The following is a 25505-nucleotide window of genomic DNA, read 5'->3' as shown; positions in this document are numbered from 1 at the left end:
AAGAGGAAAGAGAAAGAAGGGTGGGGCGGTGGCGGTGGTGTTTTTTCTGAGAGAACGAGAACGAGTAAGAGTAAGAGAACGAGAACGATTTTTTTGGCAGTGTGGTTTTTCAGTTTTTCAACTCTTCAGCCTTTTCCTCATCGTCCGCCTTTGCCGAGGAGGACGACGGGGATGGTGGCGAGGAGGATTTTGGCGTCGAGAAAGAGGCTCCAGTTGTCAATGTAGGCGAGGTCGAGGCGCACCCATTCGTCGAAGTCGGCGATGTCGTTGCGGCCGCTGACCTGCCAGAGGCACGTGAGGCCGGGGCGCACACTGAGACGGCGGCGGTGGGCGTCGTTGTCGAAGCGGCCGACTTCGTAGAGGGGCAGGGGGCGCGGACCGACGAGGCTCATCTCGCCGCGAAGGACGTTCCAGAGCTGGGGCAGTTCGTCGAGGCCGTGGCGGCGCAGGAACCGGCCGAGCGGAGTGAGACGGGGATCGCCGGCGATCTTGAAGACGGGGCCGCGCATTTCGTTTTGCGCGTCGAGGGCGTCGCGTTCCCGCTCGGCGCCGGCGCGCATGGAGCGGAATTTGAACAGGGTGAAGGCGCGTCCGTTCAGGCCGGCGCGTTGCTGGCGGAAAATCACCGGGCCGCGCGAGGTGACGGCGATGGCGGCGGCGATGAGCGCAAAAAGCGGCGACAGGACGAGCAGAAGGACCGCCGCGGCGGCGAGGTCGGCGATGCGCTTGACGAGGAGGCTCGCGGGTGAGGCGGTTTGCACGCGGTAATGGATGACGGCCTCGCTGGCGAGCGTGTCGATTTGCAGGCCGAGCGGCGAGCCGGGGAGAAAGCCGGGGCGGATGACCAGTGACACGCCCTCGCGTCCGCAAATGTCGAGGAGCGGCTGAAGCCGGGCGAGTTGGCCGGCGGTGGCCCCGGCGAGGTTCACGACGACGGCGTTGGCGGCATGCTCGTGGAGGAGCGCGGCGAAGTCGGCCGCGCTCCGGGCGGCGGGGTCGAAATCGCCGAGATCGGCGAACCGGGCGCGTTCGACCGGCGTGAGCGCGGCGCGGAACCGGGCGTTTTGCCCCGGCTCGCCGACCCAGAGGACGCGCTGCGTCCATTGCTCGCGGGCGAGGCGCGTGGCGGCGAGGCGCGCCGTGAGTTCGTCGCGCAGCCAGACCAGCGCGCCGCCGAAGGCGCTGGCCATCACGATGACGGAGCGGGCGGATTGCTCGCGCGTGATGAAGAGCAGCAGCACGAGCGCGAGGCCGGTCAGGAGCGACGCGCGCGCGACGGTGGCCAAACGGCGAACGTGCAGCGGCGGGAGCGGTTCCGCATAAAAACGCAAACGCGCGAGGACAAAGGGGCCGGACAGCGCGATGGCCGGGAAAAGCCAGAGGTATTCGGAGAACGGCTCCAGCGGCGAGCGGTCGATCACGCCGGTCAGCGCCGCGCGCAGCGCATACGCGCCCGCGAGCGCCAGCGCGAAGAGCGCGGCGTCGATGCACTGGAGCAGGCGCATGCGGGTTTGGCGGGTGCGAGCTAACACGGGACCGGAGGCGTGGAAGGGCCGGCTGCGCCGGCAGTTTGAGTTTTAAGTTGAAGTTAAAATTTAAGGGCGCGGCGCGAGCGATGACCCAAATTTTCATCTTCAATTTAAACTTTCAACTTAAACCCGCCGCGAAGCGACGACCACGTGTCAAGCATCGTCGTGAGAACCATCTTTACAATTCTGCCGGGCTGGGATTCATTTTGTGAAAACGCAACTCGCCGCACTTTATCGTCTTCCGCCGTGAATCTTCGAAGCCTGCTCATCTCGTTTTATCTCCTGCTGCTCATCGTGGTCGTGACGGTTTCCGGCGTTTCCTATTGGCGGAATGATCAGGAGCACCAGCGCCTTCTCGCGCAGGAGCAACAAGTGCGGTTGCGCCTCGCCGAGGCGCGCGCGCGACTGGCCGACCAGGAACGCGTCCTCGACCGGCTGCGCAACGACCCGTCCTATGTGGAGACCGTCATTCGCCGCCGCCTCGGCTACGCGAAGCCCGGCGAGATCATCTTCCGTTTCGAAGACCAGCAGTGAGACTGGCGGCGTGGCGCGGATGGACTCTTCCCGGCATGCGAGTTTGGCCCGTCGCTCCTGCATGCGCCGTCCCCGCCTGAAAATGCGGCCGTCCAATTTCGGCCTCCAGGAGTTAATCATTGCCCTCCGGCCCGAGCGTTTCTGAAATCGGCGCGCATCACGCAATCGCGACTTTATGGCCACGAATCCGACCTCCATCATCGAAGCCTTCCAACGCGCCGGACAGGGACAAGTCTTCGCGTTCTATTCCCAACTTGATGCAGCCGCGCAACAGCGCCTGCTCTCCGACGCCGCCGAGATCGACCTCGACGAAATCGCCCGCCTCAGCGCCACGCTGCTGGCGCCGTCCGGCGCGCCCGCCGTCAATCTCGACGGACTCGCTCCCGCGCCTTACGAGCCGCTGCCCGAAAACGGCGGCAACGCCGCCGACTGGGCCCGCGCGAAAACCGCCGGCGAGGCGGCCCTCCGCGCCGGACGCGTCGCCGCCTTCACCGTCGCGGGCGGCCAGGGCACCCGGCTCGGCTACAACGGCCCCAAGGGTACCTTCCCCGTCACACCGCTGAAGCAGAAAACGCTCTTCCAGGTCTTCGCCGAAAAAATCCGCGCCGCCGGCCTGCGCTACGGCCGACCCATCCACTGGTTCATCATGACCAGCCACGCGAACCACGACGCGACGGAAGCCTTCTTCAAGGCGCACGCCCACTTCGGCCTCGATCCCGCGCGCGTCCACTTCTTCCGCCAGGGCCGCATGCCCGCCGTTGACCTGAACGGCAAAATCCTCCTCGAAACCACCGGCGGCATCGCCATGTCGCCCGACGGACACGGCGGATCGCTCCGCGCCCTCGCCCGCAGCGGCGCCCTCGACCTCATGGACCGCGAAGGCATCGACACGCTCAGCTACTTCCAGGTGGACAATCCGCTCGTGCGCGGCATCGATCCCTCCTTCATCGGCTGGCACCTCCTGCGCGGTTCCGAGATGAGCAGCAAAATGGTGCCCAAAGCCTACGCCGGCGAGAAGGTGGGGCACTTCTGCGTGCAGGACGGTCGGCTCGTCGTCGTCGAATATTCCGACCTGCCCAAGGCGTTGCAGGACGAAACCGATCCCGCCACCGGCCGCCTCCGCTACATCGCCGGCAGCATCGCCATCCATGTTTTGGATACGAAGTTCATCCGCCGCGTCGCCGCCGGCGGCGACGGCCTCGCGCTGCCCTTCCACCGCGCCGACAAGAAAATCCCGACCGTGGACGCCTCCGGCGCGCCCGTGAAGCCGGAGAAACCCAACGGCGTGAAATTCGAGATGTTTGTCTTCGACGCGATTCCCTTCGCGAAAAACGCCTTCGTCATCGAAACCCGCCGCGCCGACGATTTCAGCCCGGTGAAAAACGCCGAGGGGCTCGATTCGCCGAAAACCTGCCGCGAGGACCAGCTCCGCCAGTTCGCCCGCTGGCTCAAGGCCAACGGCGCCGCCATCGCCACCGACGGGACCGGTCTCCCGTCCGCCGCCGTGGAAGTGTCACCGCTTTTCGGATACGACGAGGACTCCTTCGCCGACTCGTGGAAAAAGCTGACCCCGAAGCCCGCCGTTGCCGAGGGGCTGTATCTGGAATAGATTTTCATCCACGGATTTTTTAACCGCAGATGGACGCAGATTAACACAGATGGGAAAATCATTTAACATGTGATTATTTAAACAATAATATCTGCGTTAATCTGCGTCCATCTGCGGTTGCTCTTTTTAATCATGACCACCCTCGACAAAATCCAATCCGCCGCCAAAGCCGGCCATCTGCTGCCATCAGCCGCCGAAAATCTCACGGCGTGGCTCGCCGCCTCGCTGCCCTCGTGGGCCGTCGCCAGCATTGACGAGCTTGTCGCCGCCTCCGCCTGGGCGGAACTCAACGACCGCTTCTACCGCTACCTCGAATTCGGCACCGGCGGCATGCGCGGCCGCACCATCGGCGTCGTCACGACCGCCGCGGAAACCGGCGCGCCCGGCCCGCAGGGCACGCCCGCGCACGCCGCCGTCGGCAGCAATGTCCTCAACGACTTCACCCTCGTCCGCGCCACCATCGGGCTCTACCGCTACACCGCCAGATACCTCGCCGCCTCGAAGCGCCAGACGCCGCCCGCGTTCGTCATCGCGCACGATGTCCGCCATTTCTCGCGCCACTTCTGCGAACTCGCCGCCTCCACCTGGACGAAACTCGGCGGCACCGCCTACATCTTCGACGGCCCGCGCTCCACGCCCCAGCTCAGCTTTTCCGTGCGCTGGCTCCGCGCGCACGCCGGCGTCGTCATCACCGCCAGCCACAATCCGCCCCACGACAACGGCTTCAAGGCCTACTTCGAGGACGGCGCGCAGGTCGTGCCGCCGCACGACAAGGGCATCGTGGCCGAGGTCAACGCCATCCCGCTGGGCGAACTCGCGCCCTATCTCGAAAAGAACATCGCCGGGGTCATCACCCTCAACGCCGATGCCGACGCCGCCTACCAGACCGACGCCGCCAAGGCGGTCATCGACGCGGGCGTTTTCGCCAAGGCAAAGCTCAAGGTGGCCTACAGCAACATCCACGCGACCGGCATCGTGGCGTCCGTTCCGCTCCTCGAACGCGCGGGCGTGGAAGTCCACACCGTGCCGGAGCAGGCCGCGTTTGACCCGCGTTTCCCGACGGTCAAGTCACCCAATCCCGAAAACGCCGAGGCGCTCGCCAAGGCCATCGAGCTGGCCGGCGCCCGCGGCCTCGACGCCGTGCTCGCGACCGACCCCGACTGCGACCGCATGGGCGTCGCCGTCCGCAACCGCGCCGGGAAGCTCGAACTGCTCACCGGCAACCAGATCGGCGCGATGCTCGCCGAGTATCGGATTTCCAAATACAAGGAACTCGGCTGGATTCCCAAGGACGGCACGCATTCCGCCGCCCTCGTGAAAACCTTCGTGACCTCGCCGCTGCAGGACGCCATCGGCCACCATCACGGCGTGAAAGTCATCAACACGCTGACCGGCTTCAAATGGATCGCGGCCAAGATCCGCGGCTACGAGGAACAGTTGAAACAAAAGCTCCTCGCCGGTGAGGGCATCGCCCTCGATTACGACGCGACGCCGTTCGCCACGCGCGCCCGGCTCCTCCTCAAGCACAGCACCTTCTACCTTTTCGGCGGCGAGGAAAGCTACGGTTACCTCGGCAACGACTACGTGCGCGACAAAGACGGCAACGCCGCCTGCCTCATGTTCGCCGAACTCTGCGCCTACGTGAAAAACCGCGGCCTCACCGTCACCGAGTATCTCGACGAAATCTACCTGAAGCACGGTTTCTACCTCGAGGGCGTGATCAACATCTACTACGAAGGCGCGAGCGGCGCGGCCAAAATCAAGCGCATACTCGACGGCTACCGCGCGTCGCCGCCGCAGAAATTCGGCGACATAGCCGTGACCAGGTTCCAGGATTTCGGCCGCGAGAAAATCAACGATGCCGACGGCGAACTCATCCCGAGCCAGGACCTTTATTTTGTCACGCTGGCGAACGGCTACAGTTTCGCCGCCCGCGGGTCCGGCACCGAGCCCAAGATCAAATTCTATCTTTTCGCCCAGGCGAAAGTCTCCAGCGCCGCCGAGTTGCCGACGATAAAGACAAAAGTCCGCGGGGAGCTGGACCGCGTGAAGGCGCTCATCGAGTCGGACGCCAAGGCCCGAGCCGAGGGATGACCGGAAAGCCGTTTCCACGGCAAAACCGGTTCATCGCTATTTGATACCAATTAACCCTGGTCTTTTGCCCTGTCTGTGGAGGGACGCCCATGCCACCCAATCCCACGGGCGAGACGCCCGTGCCACACAAACCACGCGGAAAGACGGCACGGAGGCCGTCCCTCCAAAAAGACAGAGGCTGCCAAAGGATAAAGCTCGTTCGGAATTGGTATAATATATTCTCCAAACGAAATTTATCGTTCAGGTAGGGCGAGACGTCCCCGCCGAGCCGCGGCTTGATAAGTCTATAAAGGACTGGGAAGCGGTATAAAGAGGTTTCGAGCGACAGCGACAGTCAGCCAAAAAACGGACGGGACGGCACGAAGGCCGTCCCTCCATTTGAATAATCCGATTTTTTCGGGCAATCGGCGTTACAACGACTGCGCGGCGGCAAGGATGGTGCTGGAGGTCATGCCGAGTTCCTTCATCACGGTGCCGCCGGGCGCGCTGATGCCGAAGCGGTCGATGCCGACGACCTTGCCGTCGAGCCCGACGTATTGCCACCACAGTCCGGTCACGCCGGCCTCGATGGCGACGCGCTTGCGGCAGGCCGCCGGGAGCACGCTTTCGCGATACTCGGGAGTCTGGCGGTTGAAGCGCTCGAAGCAGGGCAGGGAGACGACGCGCGCGCCGGGGCCGAGGAGACGGGCGGCGGCAAGGGCGTGCTGGAGTTCGCTGCCGGCGGCGAGGAGGATGTGCGTGAGCGGGGCCGTTTCCTGAAGCGCGATGTAACCGCCCTTGAGCACGCCTTCGCGGCGCGTGGCGACGGGGATTTCGCTGAGGAGCGGCACGGCCTGGCGGGTGAGCGCGAGGAGCGTGGGGCCATCATTGCGGGTAAGCGCGGCGGCGAAGGCTCCGGCGGTTTCCTCGGGATCGGCGGGGCGGATGACGTCGAGATTGGGGATGACGCGAAGGCCGGAGACGGTTTCCACGGGCTGGTGGGTGGGGCCGTCCTCGCCGACGCCGATGGAGTCGTGGGTGAAGATGTAGGTGACGGGGAGCTTGGCGAGGGCGGCGAGGCGGATGCTGGGGCGCGCATAGTCGGCAAAGACGAGGAAGGTGGCGCAGGAGGCGCGGAAGATGCCGTCGTAGGCGATGCCGTTGGAGATGGCGGCCATGGCGTGCTCGCGGATGCCGTAGCGGATGTTGCGGCCGGCGTGACTGTTTTTGTCGAAGTCGGGCGCGGCGGCGATGTAGTTCAGGGTCGAGCCGTAGAGATCGGCGGAGCCGGAGACGAGAAGGGGGAGCGCGGCGGCGAGGGGCTGGAGGACGTCCTTGCCGGCGGCGCGGGTGGCGAGCTTGGCATCGGCGGGGAACGAGGGGATTTTTTCCAGAAGTCCGGCGGTCGGGACGGGAACGTCGCGGCTGTCGAGGAGCGCGGCTTTGTCGGGATTGGCGGCGCGCCAGGCGGCGTAGGTCTTTTCCCACTTCTTGCAGGCGCGGACGAGGCGTTTTTTGTGCTCGGCGAAATAGGCGCGGACATCGTCGCTCACGTAGAAGTGCTGGTCGGCGGGCAGGCCGAGGCCGGCGCGGGCGGCGTCGGCGAATTTCGCGCCGCCTTCGCCGTGGCCCTTCGAGGTGCCCTGGACTTCGGGAATGCCCTTGGCGATGGTGGTCTTGGCGATGATGAGCTGCGGGCGTCCGGTCTTGGTTTTTTTGGCCTTGTTGACGGCCTTGAGGATGGCGGCGAGGTCGTGGCCGTCGGCGAGGGTTTGCACGTCCCAGCCGATGGCCTTGAAGCGGGCGGCGGCGTTTTCGCTTTGGGACTTTTCAGCCATGGCGTCGAGGGTGACCTCGTTGGCGTCGTAGATGAGGATGAGGTTGTCGAGGGCGTTGTGGGCGGCGAAGGCGATGGCTTCCATGGCGACGCCTTCCTGCATGCAACCGTCGCCGGCGAGGGCGATGACGTGCTGGTCGAAGATGATGTGCTCGGGGGTGTTGAAGCGGGCGGCGGCCATTTTCGCGGAGACCGCGTAGCCGACGGCGTTGCCGATGCCCTGGCCGAGCGGGCCGGTGGTGGCCTCGACGCCGGGTGTCTCGCCGAACTCGGGATGGCCGGGGGTTTTGCTGTGGAGCTGGCGGAAGTTTTCCAGTTCGCCGAGCGGGAGGTCGTAGCCGCTGAGGTGGAGCCAGGTGTAGAGGAACATGGAGCCGTGGCCGGCGGAGAGGATGAAGCGGTCGCGGTTGAGCCACTTGGGCTGCTCGGGGTTGTGGACGAGGGCGGCTCCGTAGAGGACGGCGCCGATCTCGGCGGAGCCGAGCGGCAGGCCGAGGTGGCCGGAGGAGCATTTGTGGACGGCGTCGATGGCGAGGCCGCGGGCTTGGGCGGAGGCTTTGGCGAGAATATCGGTGTTGAGCTTCATGGGTAGAAAGTGGAAAGAGTGAAGGATAAGGAGTGAAGAGTGAAAGGGCAGGGCGTCGAAACGGGAAGGATGAAATGCGTGAATATTTCTCTCATACCAAGGACAAATTGAATTCCCTTTTTGGAGGGCCGAGCTCCCGCGAGGCCGTCGCCGAAAAACAGTGCGAATAACCGCGACGGCCTCGCGGGAGCTCGGCCCTCCATCAGAATGAACAAAAAAACGAGCCCGGTCGCCCGGGCTCGTTTTCTGGAAGGAATTGATCGCGAAAAATAATCAGCTTTCGGCGGTCGCGACGGCGGATTTCTTGGCGTTGGGGTCGTAACGCTTGGCGCGGACAGCCATGGCGGCCTTGCCCTCGCGGTCGCGGAGATAATAGAGGCGAGCGCGCATCGGGATGGACTCGCGCTCGATCTCGATTTTCTCGATGTTGGGCGAGTTGACCGGGAAGACGCGCTCGACGCCCTCGCCATAGCTGATGCGGCGCACGGTGAAGGTCTCGTGGATGCCGTGGCCTTTGCGGGCAATCACGATGCCGGCAAAAATCTGGATGCGCTCCTTGTCACCTTCGCGAACCTTGGTGTGCACACGCACGCCGTCGCCGACCTTGAAGGGAGGCAGGTTGCCTTTGATTTGATGAGCGGTGATCTCTTTGATGATGGGATTCATGTTGTCTGCTTGAGTAAATCTGGTCTAACTTGCTGGGTCTTCTCCACTTGCCGCGCGTGCCGCCATTTTTCGATTTTGCCGTGGTCGCCCGAAAGGAGGACCTTCGGCACGGTCATTCCACGAAATTCGGCGGGACGCGTGTATTGAGGAAAGTCGAGCAACTTGCCGGTGAAGGATTCATGCGTCAATGACTTTTCTTCCCCGAGCACGCCTGGGATGAAACGGCCGAGCGCGTCGATGACCACGGCGGCGGCGAGGGTGCCGTTGGTGAGGACGTAGTCGCCGATGCTGATTTCCTGGTCGATGAGATGGTCGCGGATGCGCTGGTCGATGCCTTCGTAGTGCCCGCTTAGGAAGATGATGTGCTGCTGCCGCGAGAGGTCCTGGGCGAGGGCGGGCGAGAGCGGGACGCCGTCCGGGGTGAGATAAATGCGGCGGCAGCCGGGGGTCTGGAGCTGCTCGATGGCGGCGAAGACCGGCTCGGGCTTGAGCACCATGCCGGCGCCGCCGCCAAAGGGCCGGTCGTCGGCGGTGCGGTGCTTGTCGGTCGTCCACGCGCGGAGGTCGTGCACGGCGACCTCGAGGAGGCCGGCATCAATGCCTTTGCCGAGGATGCTCTCGGTCAGGAAACCGTCGAGCATGCGGGGAAAGAGGGTGATGATGTCGATGTGGAGCACGGGCGGCGGATATCACAGCGCGTTCAGCAGGCGTTCGATCTCGGCGCGCTTGGCCTGCTGGTCGGCGAGTTGTTTTTTTGCGCCTTCGATGACGGCGGCGGGGGCCTTGTCAGTGAAGGCTTTGTTGGCGAGGCGGGACTCGGTGCCAGCGATGTGTTTTTCGAGTTGCGCGAGTTCCTTGGCGAGGCGGGCGCGTTCGGCGGCGGGATCGACCTTCACGCCGGTGTCGAGGTAGAACGTGCCGAGCGGCGTGACCACGGCCGGGAGCGCGGGCTCGGTCCCGGCGCGCTCGATGTCCGCGGCGCCGATGAGGCGGGCGAGCTTGGCGGACGAGGCGGAGAGCGCGGCCCAGTTGGCGGGGTCGGCGAGCACGAGGAATTTCACGTCGCGTTTCTGGGCGGCGGATTGCTCGGCCTTGAGCTGGCGGGCGAGGGTGGCGGTTTGCTTGAGCTTTTCCACGCTCGCGCCGGCGGCGGGATCGACGGACACGCCGGCCTTCGCGAGCGCGGCGGCGAGTGTATCGGCAGTTTCGATACGCGTGTCCTGCAGGAGCGCGGTGTCGGCGGCAGGAACGCGGACAGGTTCCGAGCGAAGCGAGAAGCCTGACATGTCCGCGCTCCCAGGGGCGCCGTTCCCGTCGGGGGCGTAACCGAGCAGGTGCCAGAGCTCCTCGGTGATGAAGGGGGCGAAGGGCGCGAAGAGGAGGAGAAACTCGCGGATGACGAGGTCCTGGATGGCGAGGGCGTGGGTCTTGGCGGCGGGGTCCTGCACGCGGGTTTTCGCGACTTCGACATACCAGTCGCAAAAGTCATTCCAGAAAAAGGAATACAGGCGCTGGGTGGCGGTGGCGAACTCGAACTCGGCGAAGGCGCGCTCCAGCACGCGCATGGTGTCGAGCAGCGCGCCGAGGAGGGCGTGGTCGTCGTCGTCGAGCTGCGCGGGGGCGATGCGGGCGAGGATGGCGGCGAGGGTGGTGTTGTCCGCCATCGGGCCGCTCATCTGGCGGAAGCGGCAGGCGTTCCAGAGTTTGTTGCAGAAGTTTTTGCCGCCTTCGATGCGGTCTTCGTCGAACTTCACGTCCTGGCCGAGGGGGGCGATCTGGAGGAGGCCGAAGCGCAGTCCGTCGGCGCCGTATTTTTCGACGAGGTCGAGCGGGTCGGGCGAGTTGCCGAGGGTTTTCGACATCTTGCGGCCCTGCTTGTCGCGCACGATGCCGTTGAAATAAACGTGCTTGAAGGGAACTCGTTTTTCGACGGGCGCGCCGGGATGGGTGAACTCCAGACCTGCCATGATCATGCGGGCGACCCAGAAGAAGATGATGTCGGCGCCGGTGGCGAGGGTGGTAGTGGGATAAAAACGGTCGTAGCCGGCGGCCTTCATGGCCGCCTCGTCGGGCCAGCCTTGGGTGGCGAACGGCCAGAGCCAGGAGGACGCCCAGGTGTCGAGAACGTCGTCCTCCTGCGTCCAGTTTTCGGGATCGGCGGGGCCGTCGAGCGAAACGTGGATTTTTTGCGGGTCGCGCAGGTCGGCGGGCGAGAGGGTGTCGCGGTCGATGCCTTTGCGATACCAGACGGGGATGCGGTGCCCCCACCAGAGCTGGCGGGAGATGCACCAGTCCTGGATGTTTTCGAGCCAGTTGAGATAGACTTTTGACCAGCGCTCGGGGTGCATCTGGATGATGCCGTCGCGCACGACTTGCTTTGCTTCCTCGACGCGCGGATAGCGGAGCCACCATTGCCAGGTGAGGCGCGGCTCGATGGGCACGCCGGCGCGCTGCGAGTAGCCGACGTTGTTTTCGTAGGGCTTGGCCTCGATGAGGTTGCCGCGTTCTTCGAGGATGGCGGCGGCTTTTTTGCGGGCGGCGAAGCGGTCGAGCCCGGCAAGCTCGGGGCCGGCCTCGGCGTTCATGGTGCCGTCGGCGTTGATGCTGTCGATGACGGGGAGCGCGTGGCGCTGGCCGATCTCGAAGTCAACTTTGTCGTGGGCGGGCGTGACCTTGAGCGCTCCGGCGGCGAAGACGGGATCGACGGCGGCGTCGGCGATGACGGGGATTTGCACGCGCGCGCCGAGCGGACGCCAGACCTTGCGTCCGACGAGATGCCGGTAGCGCGGGTCGTCGGGATGGACGGCGACGGCGACGTCGGCAGCGATGGTTTCTGGGCGGGTGGTTTCGAGGACGATATGGGTGATGAGGATTTTCGATTTTCGATTCTCGATTTTCGATTGGGGCGCTGACGCGCCAGCGGCGGGAGTGGCGGCGTCAGCGGGGGGGGCGGCGACGGTGGTGTTGTTCCAAGTGGAGAGTGCCTCGGGGGGGAGGGGATTTTCGATTGGGCGCTGCCGCGCCGATTCGCCAGCGGGAGCGACAGCTCCTTCAATCGAAAATCGAGAATCGGAAATCGAAAATAATTCCACCGGCTCGACGAGTTCGTAGCGGCAGCGATAGATGTGGCCCTTGGTGGGGCGCATCTCGACTTCCTCGTCGGAAAGCGCGGTGAGGGAGGCGGGGCACCAGTTGACCATGCGCTTGCCGCGGTAGATGTGGTCCTTGCGGAAGAGATCGACAAAGGCGGTCAGGACGGCGCGGCTGTAGCCGGGGTCCATCGTGAAGTGGGTGCGCTCCCAGTCGCAGGAGCAGCCGAGCTGGCGGAGCTGGTTGAGGATGTGGTCGCCTTTTTCGTCGCGCCAGGCCCAGACGCGTTTGAGAAATTCGTCGCGGCCGAGGTCGTAGCGGGTTTTGCCCTCGGTTTTTTTGAGGTGCTTCTCGACCATGGTCTGCGTGGCGATGCCGGCGTGGTCGGTGCCGGGAATCCAGCGGGCGGCTTTGCCTTCGAGGCGGGCGCGGCGGATGATGACATCCTGAAGGGTGTTGTTGAGCGCATGGCCCATGTGGAGGATGCCGGTGACATTGGGCGGGGGAATGACGATGGTGCACGTCTCGGACTCGGGTTCGCCGGGCGCGGCGGCGCGGGGGGCAAAGGCGTTTGCCTGCCGCCAGACGGCATACCACTTCTTCTCAACGTCGCGCGGGTCGTAGCTCTTGGTGATTTCGGCCATGTGTTTTTTCGGAAACCGGCAAGCGAACCAAGGCGGACGGACGGTGGCAAGCACGCGCTTGCGCGCGAAGAAGGCGAGGGGCGGTTCAATGTGGTGACGGCAAAGATGCGATGTGGCGGGCAACCCGCGGCCGCGCTACGCACGGCGCGGGCTCACTCACCCTTTTACGCCATTTTGCCGACATCACTTTTGTTGCGCCCGCCCTGGGCTGTGGTTTTGCCAATACACCCTGGCTTTCTCACACAAAAAAGCCGCGCGGCGTGTTCACGCGGCGCGGCTTCGGCAGAGGGAATAAAATGGAGCAGGGGCGCTTATTCGGCGGCCTCTTCTTTTTTCTCCACTTTTTCGGAGGATACTCTGCGGCGGCCGGCTTTTTTCTCGCTCTTCTTAGCCTCGGGCGCGGGCTCCTCGGCGACTTCGATCGGGTTTTCCGACACGACATCGAAGGCCAGTTCGACGGCGACCTCGGAATGGAGGCGGATCTTGACCTCGTGCTTGCCGAGGGTCTTGACCGGCGTGTGGAGGTGAATCTTGCGCTTGTCGAGGTCGATGCCGGCTTCGACGAGCTTCGCGTGGAGGTCGGCCGCGGTGATGGCGCCGAACATCTTGCCGCCCTCGCCGGTCTTCACCGCGAAGGCGATGCTGGCTTTCTCAAGTTTCTTGGCGAGTTCCTGCGCGCCTTGAAGCTCATGCGCCTCGCGCTCGGCGCGGCGTTTCTTGAGGGCCTCGATCTGGCGGCGGTTGGCCGTGGTGAGCGGGGCCGCGTATTTGCGCGGGAGGAGATAGTTGCGCGCATAGCCGGCGCGGACTTTGACTTGGTCGCCCTCGGAGCCGAGATTTTCAACGGGCTTGAGGAGGAGGATTTCGCTGTGTGCCATGGGAATGGTGTGGATTTAAGGTTGTCGGTTGGTTGTGTTGAAAAATTGGATACGCAAGACAGCGCGTCCGGGGTTAGAACGGCACGTCCTCGTCGATGTTGTCGTCGGGCGGGGGCGGCTGCGCGGCGCGGGGCGCGCGCGGGGGCGGCGTATGGCGCTCGACCGGGGCGGCCTGCTCGAATTCCTCGCCGCCGCCCTGCGGCGCCCCGCCGCCGGCGCCGCCTTCGCGGCTGCCCACAAACTGGAAGGTTTCCAACACGATCTTGATTTTGCTGCGTTTCTGGCCGGTGGTCTTGTCTTCCCACTGGTCATATTTCAGCCGGCCTTCCACGAAGATGGGACGGCCCTTGGTCATGTATTTGGAGATGAGCTCGCCTTGTTTGCCCCAGGCCTCGATGTCGAAGAAGTTGGCTTCCTCGCGGGTCTGGCCGGTGTCGTCCTTGTACTGGCGGCTGACTGCGAGCCCGAACTGGCAGATGGGCGTGCCTCGCGGCGTGACGCGGAGTTCCGGATCACGGGTGAGGTTGCCGAGGAGAATGACTTTGTTGAAACCGGCCATGATATTTTGAGGGGGCGGCTGGGCGCGCCCGGTGGGTTGTGGTTGACGGGGCGGACGCGCGCGTTCGACGCGGCCGTTTAGAGTGTCTCGATAAAGGTGCGGTAAACGGTGTGGTTGAGGCGAAGGCGCTCCTTGAGTTGCGCGGGGGCCTCGGCGGGCGAGGAGAAGCTGACTTGCACGTAGGTGGCGCCGGTGAGTTTCTTGTCGGTGACGCGCACGAAGTCGCGTTTGCCGAGGTTTTCGACGGCGGTGATGTCGCCTTGGACGGTGGCGATTTCCTTCTTCACGTCCTCGACGAGCTGGTCGATGGAGTCTTCCTTGCCGGCGTTGTTGAGGATGAAGGTGGCGCGGTAGTTGCGTTTGGCGGGATTCATGTGGTGGAGGTGTCTCTGCGGTTGAGTGTGTTCATGGCCCGGTCGGCTCCGTGTTCGAGGAGGAGGCGCAGGCCGTTGAGATAATGGGTGAGTGTCTGGGCGACGATGATTTGCTGGTCGGTGGTGAATTTCCCGAGGACAAAGTCCTTGAGGTCCATGGGCGCGGGGTGCTTCGGGCCGATGCCGAGACGGTAGCGGATGAAGCCGTTGCCGAGGTGCCGGAGGATGCTGGCGATGCCATTGTGGCCGCCGGCGCTGCCGGTGAGCGACACTTTCACGAGGCCGAGGTCGATGTTGAGGTCGTCGTAAAGGACGATGATCGACGCGACGGGAAGCTTGTGAAAAGAGGCGAGCGACTGGAGGGCGCGGCCGCTGTCGTTCATGTAGGTGAGCGGCTTGGCGAGCAGAACGGGGTTCGGCCCGGACGCGCTTTCCCAGCGGGCGGTCTCGGACTGGAAGGCGGCCTGCGTTTTCCACGCGAGGCCGTGTTCCCGGGCGAGCGCATCCACGACGACGTAGCCAAGGTTGTGGCGGGTGTCGCGGTATTCGCGGCCGGGGTTGCCGAGACCGGCAACAAGCGTGATGGACATGACTCAAAGAACAATCGTCCCGGCCCGTCGCGGTCAAGCGAGAGGCCGGAACGGGAAACGAATTTACTTCTTGGCGGGCGCGGCGGCTTTCGCGGGCGCGGCGGCTCCCTTGGCAGGGGCGGCTCCGGCTTTTGCGGGGGCCGCGCCAGCGGCGGGTGCGGGGGCGCCAGCTGCGGGAGTCGCACCGGCGGCGGGTGCGGCGGCGCCCGCGACAGGAGCCGCGCCGGCGGCGGGGGTGGCGACGACTTCCTCGGCCTCGGGCTCGATGCACGAGAAGACGGGGAGGTTAGGGTCGTCACGGAACTCGACCCCGGCGATGGGCTTGAGCGAGCCGACGTGGATCGTGTCGCCGTTGCGCATCTCGGACACGTCCACCTCGATGAACGAGGGAAGGTCTTTCGGGAGGCAGCGGATGCGGAGGAAGGGATTGGGCATTTCGAGCATGCCGCCTTGGGTTTTCACGCCGAACGCCTCGCCGATGGAGACGACGCGCACGCGGACTTCCATCTTTTCATCGGCCTTCACTTCCTGAAGGTCCACATGCAGGTAGCGGTCGGTGATGGGGTCGCGCTGGATTTCCTTGAGGAAGGAGAGGGCGAGGTCGCCTTTGTCCTTGCGGTGCAGCTCGACGAGCGAGGCGGAACCGGCGATGGCCTTGACGAGGCGGGTGAACTCGGGCACGTCGACGGCGAGCGACTCGGGCTTGGTGTGCTTCCCGTAAAGGATGGCGGGCACTTGATTGGCCTTGCGCAGGCGGCGCGAGGCGCTGCGGCCGGTGTCGGCGCGCGGAACGACGTTGAGTTTGAATTGTTGTTTCATGGTTTTCGGTCCCCCTGTCGCCCCGGTAAATCGAGGGCAGGCGTAGAGGAAAAGGTCTGACGCTACGCTCCCGATGCCCGAAAGCAATCAAAAGTTTTTTTGCAAGAAGGCTGCGGGGCGTAGCGCAGGCATCTTTGCCTGCCGTCAAAAAAGAAAGGCGCGAAGCGTCGCTGGCTTTTTTCTTTTCCTGAAAAATGCCGCGCTTCGCGCGACCAACTGAGGACGGCAGGCAAAGATGCCTGCGCTACGGCGCTGACGCGATTACGTCCGCTTTATGCTAAATGCAGGCGGTTCCAAAAGCAGTCCGCACCCTCGGCCTCTCTTTTTTGTTTCATGGCAGCGGGCGCAATCCCTCCGCGCGGATTTTCCAGGTGCCGTCCTTGGGAAAACCGGGGAACGCCTCCTCCGCGCCGTCCCAGCCGCCGACCATCAAGGCCACCGCGCTGAGGAACGCGCCATTGGCCGGGAGGTAAACGGCGATTTCGCGCTTGCGCGCGCCGGGCGGCGGATTCGCCGGCATGGCCTCGTCGCTGCGTTGCGGACAGTGGCCGGTGGGCAGGTAGCGGTTGTTGGGGCCGTCGCGCATGAGAATATCAAGCGCGTCCCGCGGGCGGCCGAGGCGCGCGGCGGTCATCGCGATCATCGGGTAATCCCAGCCCCAGATTTTGGTCTCCCAATCCCAGTGCGCGAGCACGGCGTCGAGCGTGCGGTTCATCGTGTCGCGGTCCACATCGGGGCCGCCGGGCAGGAAACCGAGCGGCATGAGCATCTCGGGGTGGTCGTGGCGGCTCTTGATGTTGTCCCAAGTGTCGGGGTGCGATTCGAGCGCGACGTATTTGCCGTCCTTTTGTGGAAGCGGGGAAAGGTGCGCGAGGATGTGGTCGTAGTGTTCGTCGCGCGGGAGGCCGAGGCGTTCGCGCCATTGCTGCGCGATGGCGAGCGCCCAGCGCCAATAGGCAAGCTCGAAGGACGGATTCCGGCTCGTGGCCTGGTCGTAGATTTCCTGCACGATCCAGAGCGGCGGGCCGAGCACATAGCGGCCGCGCTCCTCGTCGAAGTGCAGCATCGAGGCCATGCAGTCCGCGGTTTCCAGGACGAGCGCGCGATAGCGCTCGAGTGTGGCGGCCGCAGCGGCGGGGGTGGCCGCAGCGGTGCTGCGCCAAAGCAGCTCGCAAAGATAAACCATGTGCGGCTGGTTCCAGACGATGAGGGGATTTCCGCCGGGGCTCTCGCGCATTTCCGGGCCGGTCATTTTGGCCCAGCGCGCGCCCTTGAGTCCGCGTTCGGCGGCCAGCGCGCGCGCGGCAGGGAGCTGGGATTGATACCACGCCAGGCTTTTCGCGAGCAGTTCTCCGTTGCCCCAGAGCGGGAAGTGGGCGGCGTGCCACCAGATCATCTCGGTGTGGTGTTTGCCATACCAGGTGTTGCAGGTGAGCCCGCTTTCCTGGAGCGGCACGTCGCCCGCCATCTGCACGGCCATGAGGTAACGCGAGAGGATGATGCGCTCCTCGATGCGCGGCGCGAGCGGGTTGGTGCTGCCGGTGAAATCGACGGCGGCGGAGTCGTTCCAGAACTTTTTCCAGTGCGCGGCGGAGTCGAGGAAAACGCGGGCGGGCGCGGGCGGAAAAGCCTCACTGCGGCGCGGCGAGAAATCCAGGACGAAGGAAAGCCCGGCGGGATCGCCGGGGCCGGACTCCGGCTCGTTGGCAATAAAAAACACGTGCGGCGCATCGGCGTCCGCCTTGAGCGCATGGTCGCTGCGCACATAATAGGCCGTTCCGCCGACGCGGCGCTCGATTTGTCTGCCGTCAATCAGTTTCGACTCGTGCGTTTCGGGCGCGCTCCAGTCCAGGTCGGGCGTGTTCTTGACGCGCATGTTGTGTCCGCGCGGAAAGGCCAGGCGCACGCGGAGTTTTCCGATTTCGCCGCCGGATGCGCGGGACGACACCAACGGCGAGGTGATGCGCACGGCGATGGTGTCGCTGCCGGGCGCGCAGGCGGTCTCGACCTGCACCGGGACGCCGTCGAGCTTGAAGCGGCTCGTGACGATGCCGCGCCAGAGATCGAGCGTTTGGAAGGGCTCCTGGATGTCGTCGGGGGAGATCGCCGCGCTGGTGCCGTCGGGGCGGGTGTAATCGAGCGCCAGTTGCGCGAGCGGATGCGTGCGCGGGTTTTTGCGCAGCCAGTCGCCGGCGGGCGTGGACGCGCGGGTGGGGAAGGGGAGCACGCGGCCGCCGGGCAGCGTGTAGTCGCGGCTGGCGTCGGCGAGGGTGAAGTTTTGCGGGTTGGGGTCGGACACCCAGCACCAGCGCGACTGCGTTTCGACGGGAATGCCCCAGCGCTGGTAATGCCCGGCCAGGGTTTGCAGGCCGGTGATGTCGCAGCCGAAGGCGAACCCGCCGTTGCCGACGGTGAGCGGCGCATCGACATCGACGGAGCGGATGACGGGATTGTGGCGTGTGACGAGCGCGTGGCGATCGATCGCCACGCGCGGGGTCGAGGATGCGGCGGCCGGCAGGAGCTGAGGAATGACGGTGGCCAGGAGGATGAGCGCGGGAAAGCGGAGGGACTTCATGGGTATGGCGGCAGCATGGATGCAAACGCGCCGCGCGCGAGCAGACGATTTGCGGACAGTTAGGCAAGGCGCCCGCAAATCGCCCCGAATCATGCCCGCGCGGAGATGTGCGGAGGCGGGAAAACAAAAAATTTTCTCCTCCGCGCTTCCACGTCTCCGCGCGGGGCAAAAACAAGCCCTCGAAAACAGTGAAACCGTGATGGATCGGCGTGAAAACAAAGATTAAACTTGTAACTCAGGCTACAAAATTGAGAGAACGGCAGAAGTATGCTTATCCGCTACATCATTCCCACGTTTATTCTATGCATAACTCTGGCGGCGCACGCAGGCGGTCCGCCTGCCTCCCGCGAGGCGGAACCGGACGACGGCGACGTGGTCCGGCTCGACCGCATGGTGGTCAGCACGGCCACGCGCACGGAGCGGCTGCTCGCCGACGTGCCGGTGCGCACCGAGGTCGTGCTGAGCGAGGACATCGGGATGCGGGGGGCGCTGAATTTTTCCCAGGCCGCGGAGCTGCTCAACGGCGTGCGCGTGGAAAGCAATTGCCAGAATTGCAACACGAGCGAGGTGCAGTTGCTCGGTCTCGGCGGCGCCTACAACCAGATCCTTTTCGACGGCACGCCGCTGCTGTCGTCGCTCGGCGGGGTTTACGGCATCGAGCAGATCCCGTCGGCCTTTGTGGACCGGCTGGAGGTGGTGAAGGGCGGCGGCTCGTCGCTTTACGGGCCGGGCGCGGTGGCAGGCGTCATCAACCTCGTGCCCGCGAAGCCGCGGGCGGGCGGCGGTTTCGCGCAGGCGGGCGCGGACGTGCAGAAGGGCGAGCCGCTTTGGTTTGGCGACGGGCGCGCGGATTTCGTGGCCAGGGGGGGCGCGTTTGCGTTGTCCGTCGTCGCGCAGGGGGCAAAAAATGACAGCATCGACTTCAACGGCGACGGCTACAGCGAGATCACGAAAAAGGAGCTCGCCGTGGCGGGATTCCAGGCCTGGTGGTCGCCGTCGCCCTCGACGCGGCTGCGCGCGGCCTACCAATACACAGGGGAGGACCGGCGCGGCGGGAACCGCCTCGGCCAGCCCGAGTATCTCGCCAACATCGCCGAGTCGCTCCAGACCCGGTATCACCGGGGCGGCGTGGTGTGGGAGCAGGATGTCGGACGGGCGTTCGATTTTCGCCTCGGCTACTCCTTCGCCTACATCGAGCGCGACAGCTTTTACGGCGGGCTCGGCGATGTCGCGACCGATCCCGGCGATCCCGCCTACGACCCGGCGCAGCTCGATCCGGCCGTGCCCGGCAGCGCGGCGGCGGCCTCGTATCGACAGTATGGATACACCGAGAATCCGCTGCACTACATCGACTCGCAGTTCAACTACCGCGCCGGGGCGCACGCGCTGGCGTTCGGCGTGCAATACAAGCACGAGGCGGTCTTCGATGAGAACCGGAACCATGCCGGCGAGGGGTTGCGCGTGACGGCGGACGGCGATTTTTCCAACACGGGGATTTACGCGCAGGACGAGTGGGCGGCGGCGGACTCGCTGGACTTCGTGCTGGGGGCGCGGCTGGACAAAAGCTCGGAGCTCGACAATCCGGTTTTCTCGCCGCGCGTCGCGGCCGCCTGGGCGGCGACGGAGGCGCTGAAAATCCGCGCGGGCGTTTCCACGGGATTCCGCGCGCCGGAGGTGTTCAGCGAGGATTTGCACGTGGACACGCTGGGCGCCGACCAGGTGCGCATCCGCAACGCGCCCGGGCTGGCCGAGGAGCGGGCCGTCACCTGCATGGCGGGGCTGGAATGGCGTTTCGGGAAAAACGACACGGCGTGGGCGGTCGATCTTACGTTTTCCCTCACCGACATCGCCGACACGTTTGTGCTCGGCGAGATCCTGACCGACACCGACGGTTCGCTCTACCAGGAGCGCCGGAATGCCTCCGGCTCGCGCGTCGAGGGCGTGGAGGCCAACGCCGCGTGGCAGCCGTTTGCCGCGTTGCGGCTCACGGCGGGCGTCGCCTGGTATCGTTCGCGTTACGACGAGGGGCGGGTCATCTACGACGACACCCCGGACGGCGGCGCGACCGTCATCGTGACGCGGAACTACCTGAAAACCCCCGCGTGGAGCGGCGTCGCGCAGGCGGTATGGACGCCGCTGGCGCCGCTGGATGTTTTTGCCGGGCTCAAATACACGGGGCCGATGGATGTGCTCAACAACAACACGGGCACGCTGAACCGCTCGCCGAATTTATGGGCGGCGGACATCGGCCTCGTCTGGCACGCGAGCATCGCCGGGCGGCACGTGGATTTCTCCGCCGGGGTGAAAAACATCTTCGACGAACGCCAGCGGGACCTGGAGACCGGGGCGAATCGCGACAGCGACTATGTGTATGGCCCGCGGTTTGCGCGCTCGGTTTATTGCGGCGTGAAGGTGGAGTTTTGAGCGCGGGGGGGGACTCAAAGTGGTGTAACTCCCTCTTTCCTCTTTATTCTTTCTCTTTCTCTTTCGTCAGGAACGGGCAGGGAGAAAGAGGAAAGATAAAGAATAAAGAGGAAAGATTCCGGCGGTGTCATCACTTTGAGTTGCACCCCGTGCGCGGAGGGACGCTCACCACCAGCCGCCGAGGAAGCCCTGCGCGGCCTTGACGCCGATGACACCGAGGTTTTTTGCGCAGTGGCCGGCGAAGCAGGGAAGGAGCGAGCGGTCCGGGTTCAGCGGCGCGAAACGCATCGCATAAAACCACAGCGAGCCGGCGAACGCGCACGCGGTGCTGAACCAGCCTTTCGCTCCGAAATTCCATTCGAGCGCGCCGCCGCTCCACGGCCAGCCGCCCGTCCATGTCCACAAAAACGGATGCAGCGCGGCGAACAGAAACGACGCGCCGGCCGCGCCCGCCCAGAGCGCGGCGGGGCCGCGTTTGTCGATGACGATGAAACCGCGGAAAATGATTTCCTCCACAAACGCGGCGCAAAGCGTGTAGAGGGCGAAAAGCGCGGTCATGCGGGATTGTTCCGCCGTGAGGCCCAGCGCGTGTTCGCCGCCGGTCTCCACGGCGAGCAGCACCAGAGCGCCCGCGGCCGCGACGACCGAGGCCCGGGCGGGAGCGCGCGTCGCGCCGGGCAGCGGACGGGGCGCGGGGCGGCCGGCGCGCGCCGCCCGGTAGTCGTCGCGCCAGAGCTTGATGATGCAGGTGCTGACGGCGATGAGCAGCAGGAGGAGCAGCGGGTCGTTTTGCATTGGGGATGGAGCGAAAGCAGGAAGGGAGCGTGGCTGGAAAAAAGTGTGGTGTTTGGCCGTCTTTACATCGCTTAATGTCCGGCTACCGGCAAGCCGCCGAGTTTTTTCGACCCATGCCAGACAGCAAATCATCCACGACCGAACGCGCACTGCCGCCCTCCTTTGCGAGCGTGTTTGCCCTGCTCAAGACGCACATGGCGCGGCTCGACGTTTATCTGCGCGAGCAACTGGCGGCGTTCGAACCGGAGATTCGCGACCTGGCGGACTACTGCATCGACACGTCGGGCAAGCGCATCCGGCCGTCGCTGGTGTTTCTGGGCGGCTGGACGGGCGACGCCGACGCGGAGCGCGGGCCCTCGGCGGAGCTGGTGCGCGTGGCCGCCGTGGTCGAGTTGGTGCATCTGGCGACGCTGGTGCACGACGACATCATGGACGGCGCGCTGGTGCGGCGGAACCGCAGCACCGCCGCGCGCGAATACGGGCCGGAGGCGTCGGTGCTGCTGGGCGACGCGCTCTTCTCGCACGCGCTCAAGCTTTCGACGCAATTTCCCACCACCGAGGTCTGCGCGGCCGTGGCCGACTCGATGAAAAAAGTCTGCGCGGGCGAGATTGTGCAGACACTGCGCCGCGGCTCGGCCAACATCTCGCACGCCGATTACCGCCGCATCATCGACCTGAAAACGGCGGAACTTTTCCGGCTCTCGTGCTTCCTCGGCGCGCGGCTGGCGGGCGGCGCGCCGGAGTTCGTCGCGGCGGCGGCGGAGTTCGGCCGGCGGCTCGGCGTGGCCTACCAGATTTACGACGACCTCGCGGATTTCTTCGGCGACGAGCACCGCATCGGCAAGACCCTCGGCACCGACCTGGCCAGCGGAAAAATCACGCTTCCGCTGCTCGTGCTCCTCGACCGGCTGTCGGCGGGCGGAGCGAACGGCGCGGGCGGCCGGTCGGAGTTGTTGGCGGAAATCCTGCACGAACGCGAACCGCAACCGGCGCTGCGATTGCGCCAGATGGCGGAGTTGGGCGTGTTTCCGGCGGTGGCCGACGCGGTCGAGGACGAACTGCGCGCGGCGGAGCAGGAACTCGCGCCGCATGCCGACCAGTCAGCGGCGGCGCTGCTCGGACGCCTGTGCGAAGTGCTGCGTGGACAGGTCGGCGGATTGAGGCCGGCAGAGGCTTCTTGAGCGCATAAGCCGCATGCATGGCGGAAGACGCCGCAAACTTGGAGTTGAAGGCACCCGGAAATTTTGCCTTCCTCCCGTTTTGTATTTCTCGTGCCTGCCACTCCTGAACAACAATCCCGCCAAAAGATTGACGCCCAACTCGGCGCGGCCGGCTAAACAGCAAAATTTGGATGGTGTTCCAGTGCGGCGGACTCCTCGTATCCCGCATAAGCCAGATAATCGACATCAGATTTTTTCGCATCCTTGATGCCGCACCAAAGAAATAGTCTGCTAGTCAGTGACCTTGGAAGCATCTCTCTGGTGAAGGAAGGCTGGCTACGCACTCCATGTTGTGTTCATTATCAACCGTATGTTTGAGATCACCGGCACCATCAAAAAAATCTTCGACGAGCAGACCTTCGGCAGCGGGTTCAACAAGCGTGAGTTTGTGCTGACCATCGAATCCGGCCGCTTTCCGCAGGACATCAAGTTCGAGTGCGTGAAGGACAAGGTCAGCCTCCTCGCCTCCCTCAATCCCGGCGACAAGGCCAAGGTCTTTTTCGATCTGCGCGGCCGCGAGTGGAAGGAGAATTACTATGTGAATCTCAACGCGTGGAAAATCGAGCGACTTGACGGCGCGTCCGAGGCCGCGCCGCCGGAAGACGACGGCGCCCCTCTCCCCGAAGAACCGGGCGAAACGATCAAAGGCGACGACGTGCCGTTTTGAGGGGCGTGTTGCGGGGCCTCGGCGAACTTCCGTGTGTCGGTCACGAGGATCTCGGTGGCACTGGTTTTTTCTACTTTGTTAACGGAGGTTACGCGGACGGCCCGAGGGATTGCGTGGCATGGGCGCCCCCGCCCATGTGTCCGGGGGGCGGCGCGGAGCGCCGTCCACGGGCGGGACGCCCGTGCCACTCAATCCACGCTTCCGTTTGTTTGGCTGTTTCCGAAAAGGCCTGTCATTTCGCGGTCTGCACCTGTTCCAGCGGCAGGTCGTGCGGGATGAGTTCGGGGTTTTTCTCTTTGAAATAGGCCATCGTCCACTCGTTGGGGAAGAGGACGACGGGGTGGCCGAACTTGTCGGTGCCGAAGCTCACGCCGCTGGCCACGATGATGGCCGACGGGTTCGCCAGCGCCGGGTGCGGCTCCAGCCATTTCAGGAGCGTCCACGGCGCGGATTCGAGGCGCGACTCGGCGTTGTATTCGGACTTGAGGCGCCATTGCACGACCTCGAATTGCAGCGGGCCGACGGCGGCGAGGAGCGTCGCGCCGGGCGGGGCGTGGCGGACGTTGAAGGATTGCACGACGCCTTCCTGCAGGAGTTGTTCGAGGCCGGCGCGGTATTTTTTCGCATCGGAGGAGGCCGGGTTGGAAAGGTAGGCGAAGACCTCGGGCGGGAAGCGCGGGATTTCGTCGTAGGCGATGCCGCGGTCCTCGGTGAGCGTGTCGCCGATGCCGAAAGCGTCGTGGCCGACCAGGCCGATGACGTCGCCGGGCCAGGCTTCGTCAACGGTCTCGCGTTCCTGACCGAAGAGTTTGTGCGAAGAGGAGAGGCGGACGTTTTTGCCGGTGCGCTGGTGCGTGACCACCATGTCGCGGGTGAACTTGCCCGAGCATACGCGGAGGAAGGCGATGCGGTCGCGGTGCTTGGGGTCCATGTTGGCTTGGATTTTGAAAATGAAACCGGAGAACTTGGGGTATTCCAAGGGGACCAGGGCGCTGGGCGAAGTGGCAAGGGGCGCGGAAGAAGAAGTAGCAAGTGGCAAGTGGCAAGTATCAAGGGAGTCCGCGGCTTCGCCGCCGCCGGTTGCGACGGGGCCGCTGGCGCGGCTGGAGGCGGCATCGGCTGTATCCAGATTCTTGTTACTTGTATTACTTGTCACTTGATACTTCGCCGCAGCCGAGGCGTTGCGCCTCGGCTGCGGCGGGACGGAATCGCTGAGAAATCCGTCGAGGAGGAGCTGAATGCCGAAGTTGTTGATCGCGGAGCCGAAATAGACCGGCGTCTGCTGTCCGGCGTGGACGGCGGCGAGGTCGAGCGGGTGGCCGGCGCCGTCGAGCATTTCGAGCTGCTCGGTGACTTCGTTGAAGGTGTAGTCATCGAGGCGGTCGCGGACGATGGGGGCGTTGAGGTCGGTGATGTTGACCGGGGCCTCGTAGGCGCCACCGGGGACGCGCTCGAAGAGGTGGACGGCGCGGGCGCGGCGGTCGAACACGCCGCGGAAGGTGGGGCCGTTGCCGAGCGGCCAGATGACGGGGGCGGCGGCGAGGCCGAGGACGCTTTCGAGTTCGTCGATGAGTGCGAGGGCGTTCAGCGTGGGGCGGTCGCACTTGTTCATGAAGGTGAAGATGGGGATGCCGCGGCGGCGGCAGACTTCGAAGAGCTTGCGGGTCTGCGGCTGCACGCCGCGTCCGGCGTCGATGACCATGAGCGCGGCGTCCACGGCGGTGAGCACGCGGTAGGTGTCCTCGGAAAAGTCCTTGTGGCCGGGGGTGTCGAGGAGGTTGACGGCGCAGCCGGCGTAGTCGAACTGGAGGACGGTGGAGGAGACGGAGATGCCGCGCTGCTTTTCGAGTTCCATCCAGTCGGAGGTGGTGGCGCGCTGGTTTTTGCGCGCGGTGACGGTGCCGGCGAGGTGGATGGCGTTGCCGTAGAGGAGGAATTTTTCCGTGAGGGTGGTTTTGCCGGCGTCGGGGTGCGAGATGATGGCAAAGGTGCGTCGGCGGGCGATTTCGGCGGCGGGAGACATGGAAAATGCGGAG

At 64.9% G+C, this 25505-nt stretch carries 19 protein-coding genes; 6 read left to right on the top strand and 13 right to left on the bottom strand.

What is annotated here, in order from left to right; translation table 11 throughout:
* Positions 1–137: 137 nt before the first annotated feature.
* Entirely contained in the window at positions 138–1532 is a 1395-nt protein-coding gene (locus OH491_RS05525; protein ID WP_068771947.1) for an exopolysaccharide biosynthesis polyprenyl glycosylphosphotransferase, read from the bottom strand.
* 243 nt (positions 1533–1775) lie between these two features.
* On the opposite strand from OH491_RS05525, the gene OH491_RS05520 reads away from it, so the two are divergent.
* From OH491_RS05520 to OH491_RS05510, 3 genes are all read left to right on the top strand, one after another.
* The gene (locus OH491_RS05520) at positions 1776–2063 is read left to right on the top strand and encodes an FtsB family cell division protein (protein WP_068771948.1); all 288 of its coding nucleotides are present in this window, start codon (positions 1776–1778) and stop codon (positions 2061–2063) included.
* A 175-nt stretch (positions 2064–2238) separates the two neighbouring features.
* Positions 2239–3672 (top strand): UTP--glucose-1-phosphate uridylyltransferase, encoded by a 1434-nt coding sequence (locus tag OH491_RS05515; protein WP_068771949.1) that lies wholly within the window; start codon positions 2239–2241, stop codon positions 3670–3672.
* A 132-nt stretch (positions 3673–3804) separates the two neighbouring features.
* Positions 3805–5766 carry a phospho-sugar mutase gene (locus tag OH491_RS05510; protein WP_068771950.1) on the top strand — a complete coding sequence of 654 codons (1962 nt, stop codon included), beginning with the start codon at positions 3805–3807 and terminating at the stop codon, positions 5764–5766.
* A gap of 410 nt (positions 5767–6176) precedes the next feature.
* On the opposite strand, the gene tkt is transcribed toward OH491_RS05510, so the two are convergent.
* From tkt to OH491_RS05460, 10 genes are all read right to left on the bottom strand, one after another.
* Complete coding sequence (gene tkt / locus OH491_RS05505; RefSeq protein ID WP_068771951.1) at positions 6177–8168, bottom strand: transketolase; 1992 nt, start codon at positions 8166–8168, stop codon at positions 6177–6179.
* Between the two features lie 273 nt (positions 8169–8441).
* Positions 8442–8834 (bottom strand): 50S ribosomal protein L19, encoded by a 393-nt coding sequence (gene rplS / locus OH491_RS05500; RefSeq protein WP_068771952.1) that lies wholly within the window; start codon positions 8832–8834, stop codon positions 8442–8444.
* Positions 8831–9511, bottom strand: a complete 681-nt coding sequence (gene trmD, locus OH491_RS05495) for a tRNA (guanosine(37)-N1)-methyltransferase TrmD (RefSeq protein WP_334319552.1) — start codon at positions 9509–9511, stop codon at positions 8831–8833. The genes rplS and trmD overlap by 4 nt, the downstream gene beginning before the upstream one ends.
* Before the next feature lie 12 nt (positions 9512–9523).
* A complete protein-coding gene (locus OH491_RS05490; RefSeq protein ID WP_084442472.1) occupies positions 9524–12568 on the bottom strand; it encodes a valine--tRNA ligase in 3045 nt (1014 codons plus the stop codon).
* 311 nt (positions 12569–12879) lie between these two features.
* On the bottom strand, positions 12880–13446 hold the full coding sequence (gene rplI / locus OH491_RS05485) for a 50S ribosomal protein L9 (RefSeq protein ID WP_068771953.1): 567 nt from the start codon (positions 13444–13446) through the stop codon (positions 12880–12882).
* A 73-nt stretch (positions 13447–13519) separates the two neighbouring features.
* Entirely contained in the window at positions 13520–14005 is a 486-nt protein-coding gene (locus tag OH491_RS05480) for a single-stranded DNA-binding protein (protein ID WP_068771954.1), read from the bottom strand.
* A gap of 77 nt (positions 14006–14082) precedes the next feature.
* Positions 14083–14379, bottom strand: coding sequence for a 30S ribosomal protein S6 (locus OH491_RS05475; protein ID WP_068771955.1), 297 nt, complete (start codon positions 14377–14379; stop codon positions 14083–14085).
* Positions 14376–14969: an aminoacyl-tRNA hydrolase gene (gene pth, locus OH491_RS05470; protein ID WP_068771956.1), complete on the bottom strand. Its 594-nt coding sequence runs from the start codon at positions 14967–14969 to the stop codon at positions 14376–14378. The genes OH491_RS05475 and pth overlap by 4 nt, the downstream gene beginning before the upstream one ends.
* Before the next feature lie 63 nt (positions 14970–15032).
* Entirely contained in the window at positions 15033–15788 is a 756-nt protein-coding gene (locus OH491_RS05465; protein WP_068771957.1) for a 50S ribosomal protein L25, read from the bottom strand.
* Positions 15789–16119: 331 nt separating this feature from the next.
* A complete protein-coding gene (locus OH491_RS05460) occupies positions 16120–18363 on the bottom strand; it encodes a hypothetical protein (RefSeq protein ID WP_084442473.1) in 2244 nt (747 codons plus the stop codon).
* Between the two features lie 267 nt (positions 18364–18630).
* Here OH491_RS05460 and OH491_RS05455 point away from each other — a divergent pair, with 267 nt between their 5' ends.
* Complete coding sequence (locus OH491_RS05455) at positions 18631–20787, top strand: TonB-dependent receptor plug domain-containing protein (protein WP_342750904.1); 2157 nt, start codon at positions 18631–18633, stop codon at positions 20785–20787.
* 165 nt (positions 20788–20952) lie between these two features.
* Here OH491_RS05455 and OH491_RS05450 read toward each other — a convergent pair whose 3' ends face one another.
* Positions 20953–21582: a CPBP family glutamic-type intramembrane protease gene (locus tag OH491_RS05450; RefSeq protein WP_068771958.1), complete on the bottom strand. Its 630-nt coding sequence runs from the start codon at positions 21580–21582 to the stop codon at positions 20953–20955.
* Between the two features lie 113 nt (positions 21583–21695).
* Between OH491_RS05450 and OH491_RS05445 the strand changes: the two genes are divergently transcribed.
* A complete protein-coding gene (locus OH491_RS05445) occupies positions 21696–22763 on the top strand; it encodes a polyprenyl synthetase family protein (RefSeq protein WP_068772031.1) in 1068 nt (355 codons plus the stop codon).
* Positions 22764–23112: 349 nt separating this feature from the next.
* The gene (locus OH491_RS05440) at positions 23113–23469 is read left to right on the top strand and encodes a DUF3127 domain-containing protein (protein ID WP_068771959.1); all 357 of its coding nucleotides are present in this window, start codon (positions 23113–23115) and stop codon (positions 23467–23469) included.
* A 232-nt stretch (positions 23470–23701) separates the two neighbouring features.
* Here the strand turns inward: OH491_RS05440 and OH491_RS05435 are convergent, their stop codons facing one another.
* Entirely contained in the window at positions 23702–25492 is a 1791-nt protein-coding gene (locus OH491_RS05435; RefSeq protein ID WP_068772032.1) for a peptide chain release factor 3, read from the bottom strand.
* Positions 25493–25505 lie beyond the last annotated feature (13 nt).

Source organism: Termitidicoccus mucosus, assembly GCF_038725785.1.
Classification (GTDB): Bacteria; Verrucomicrobiota; Verrucomicrobiia; order Opitutales; family Opitutaceae; genus Termitidicoccus; species Termitidicoccus mucosus.
The sequence above is the reverse complement of the archived record's forward strand: the minus strand, read 5'-3'. Positions and strand labels throughout refer to the sequence as shown.

Excerpts from the sequence above, each read along its gene's own strand:
- OH491_RS05465 (WP_068771957.1), bottom strand. The coding sequence starts at position 15,788 with ATGAAACAACAATTCAAACTCAACGTCGTTCCGCGCGCCGACACCGGC.
- OH491_RS05490 (WP_084442472.1), bottom strand. The coding sequence starts at position 12,568 with ATGGCCGAAATCACCAAGAGCTACGACCCGCGCGACGTTGAGAAGAAG.
- pth (WP_068771956.1), bottom strand. The coding sequence starts at position 14,969 with ATGTCCATCACGCTTGTTGCCGGTCTCGGCAACCCCGGCCGCGAATAC.
- tkt (WP_068771951.1), bottom strand. The coding sequence starts at position 8,168 with ATGAAGCTCAACACCGATATTCTCGCCAAAGCCTCCGCCCAAGCCCGC.
- OH491_RS05515 (WP_068771949.1), top strand. The coding sequence starts at position 2,239 with ATGGCCACGAATCCGACCTCCATCATCGAAGCCTTCCAACGCGCCGGA.
- OH491_RS05510 (WP_068771950.1), top strand. The coding sequence starts at position 3,805 with ATGACCACCCTCGACAAAATCCAATCCGCCGCCAAAGCCGGCCATCTG.
- OH491_RS05460 (WP_084442473.1), bottom strand. The coding sequence starts at position 18,363 with ATGAAGTCCCTCCGCTTTCCCGCGCTCATCCTCCTGGCCACCGTCATT.
- OH491_RS05450 (WP_068771958.1), bottom strand. The coding sequence starts at position 21,582 with ATGCAAAACGACCCGCTGCTCCTCCTGCTGCTCATCGCCGTCAGCACC.
- OH491_RS05455 (WP_342750904.1), top strand. The coding sequence starts at position 18,631 with ATGCTTATCCGCTACATCATTCCCACGTTTATTCTATGCATAACTCTG.
- rplS (WP_068771952.1), bottom strand. The coding sequence starts at position 8,834 with ATGAATCCCATCATCAAAGAGATCACCGCTCATCAAATCAAAGGCAAC.
- rplI (WP_068771953.1), bottom strand. The coding sequence starts at position 13,446 with ATGGCACACAGCGAAATCCTCCTCCTCAAGCCCGTTGAAAATCTCGGC.
- OH491_RS05480 (WP_068771954.1), bottom strand. The coding sequence starts at position 14,005 with ATGGCCGGTTTCAACAAAGTCATTCTCCTCGGCAACCTCACCCGTGAT.
- OH491_RS05435 (WP_068772032.1), bottom strand. The coding sequence starts at position 25,492 with ATGTCTCCCGCCGCCGAAATCGCCCGCCGACGCACCTTTGCCATCATC.
- OH491_RS05445 (WP_068772031.1), top strand. The coding sequence starts at position 21,696 with ATGCCAGACAGCAAATCATCCACGACCGAACGCGCACTGCCGCCCTCC.
- OH491_RS05475 (WP_068771955.1), bottom strand. The coding sequence starts at position 14,379 with ATGAATCCCGCCAAACGCAACTACCGCGCCACCTTCATCCTCAACAAC.
- OH491_RS05440 (WP_068771959.1), top strand. The coding sequence starts at position 23,113 with ATGTTTGAGATCACCGGCACCATCAAAAAAATCTTCGACGAGCAGACC.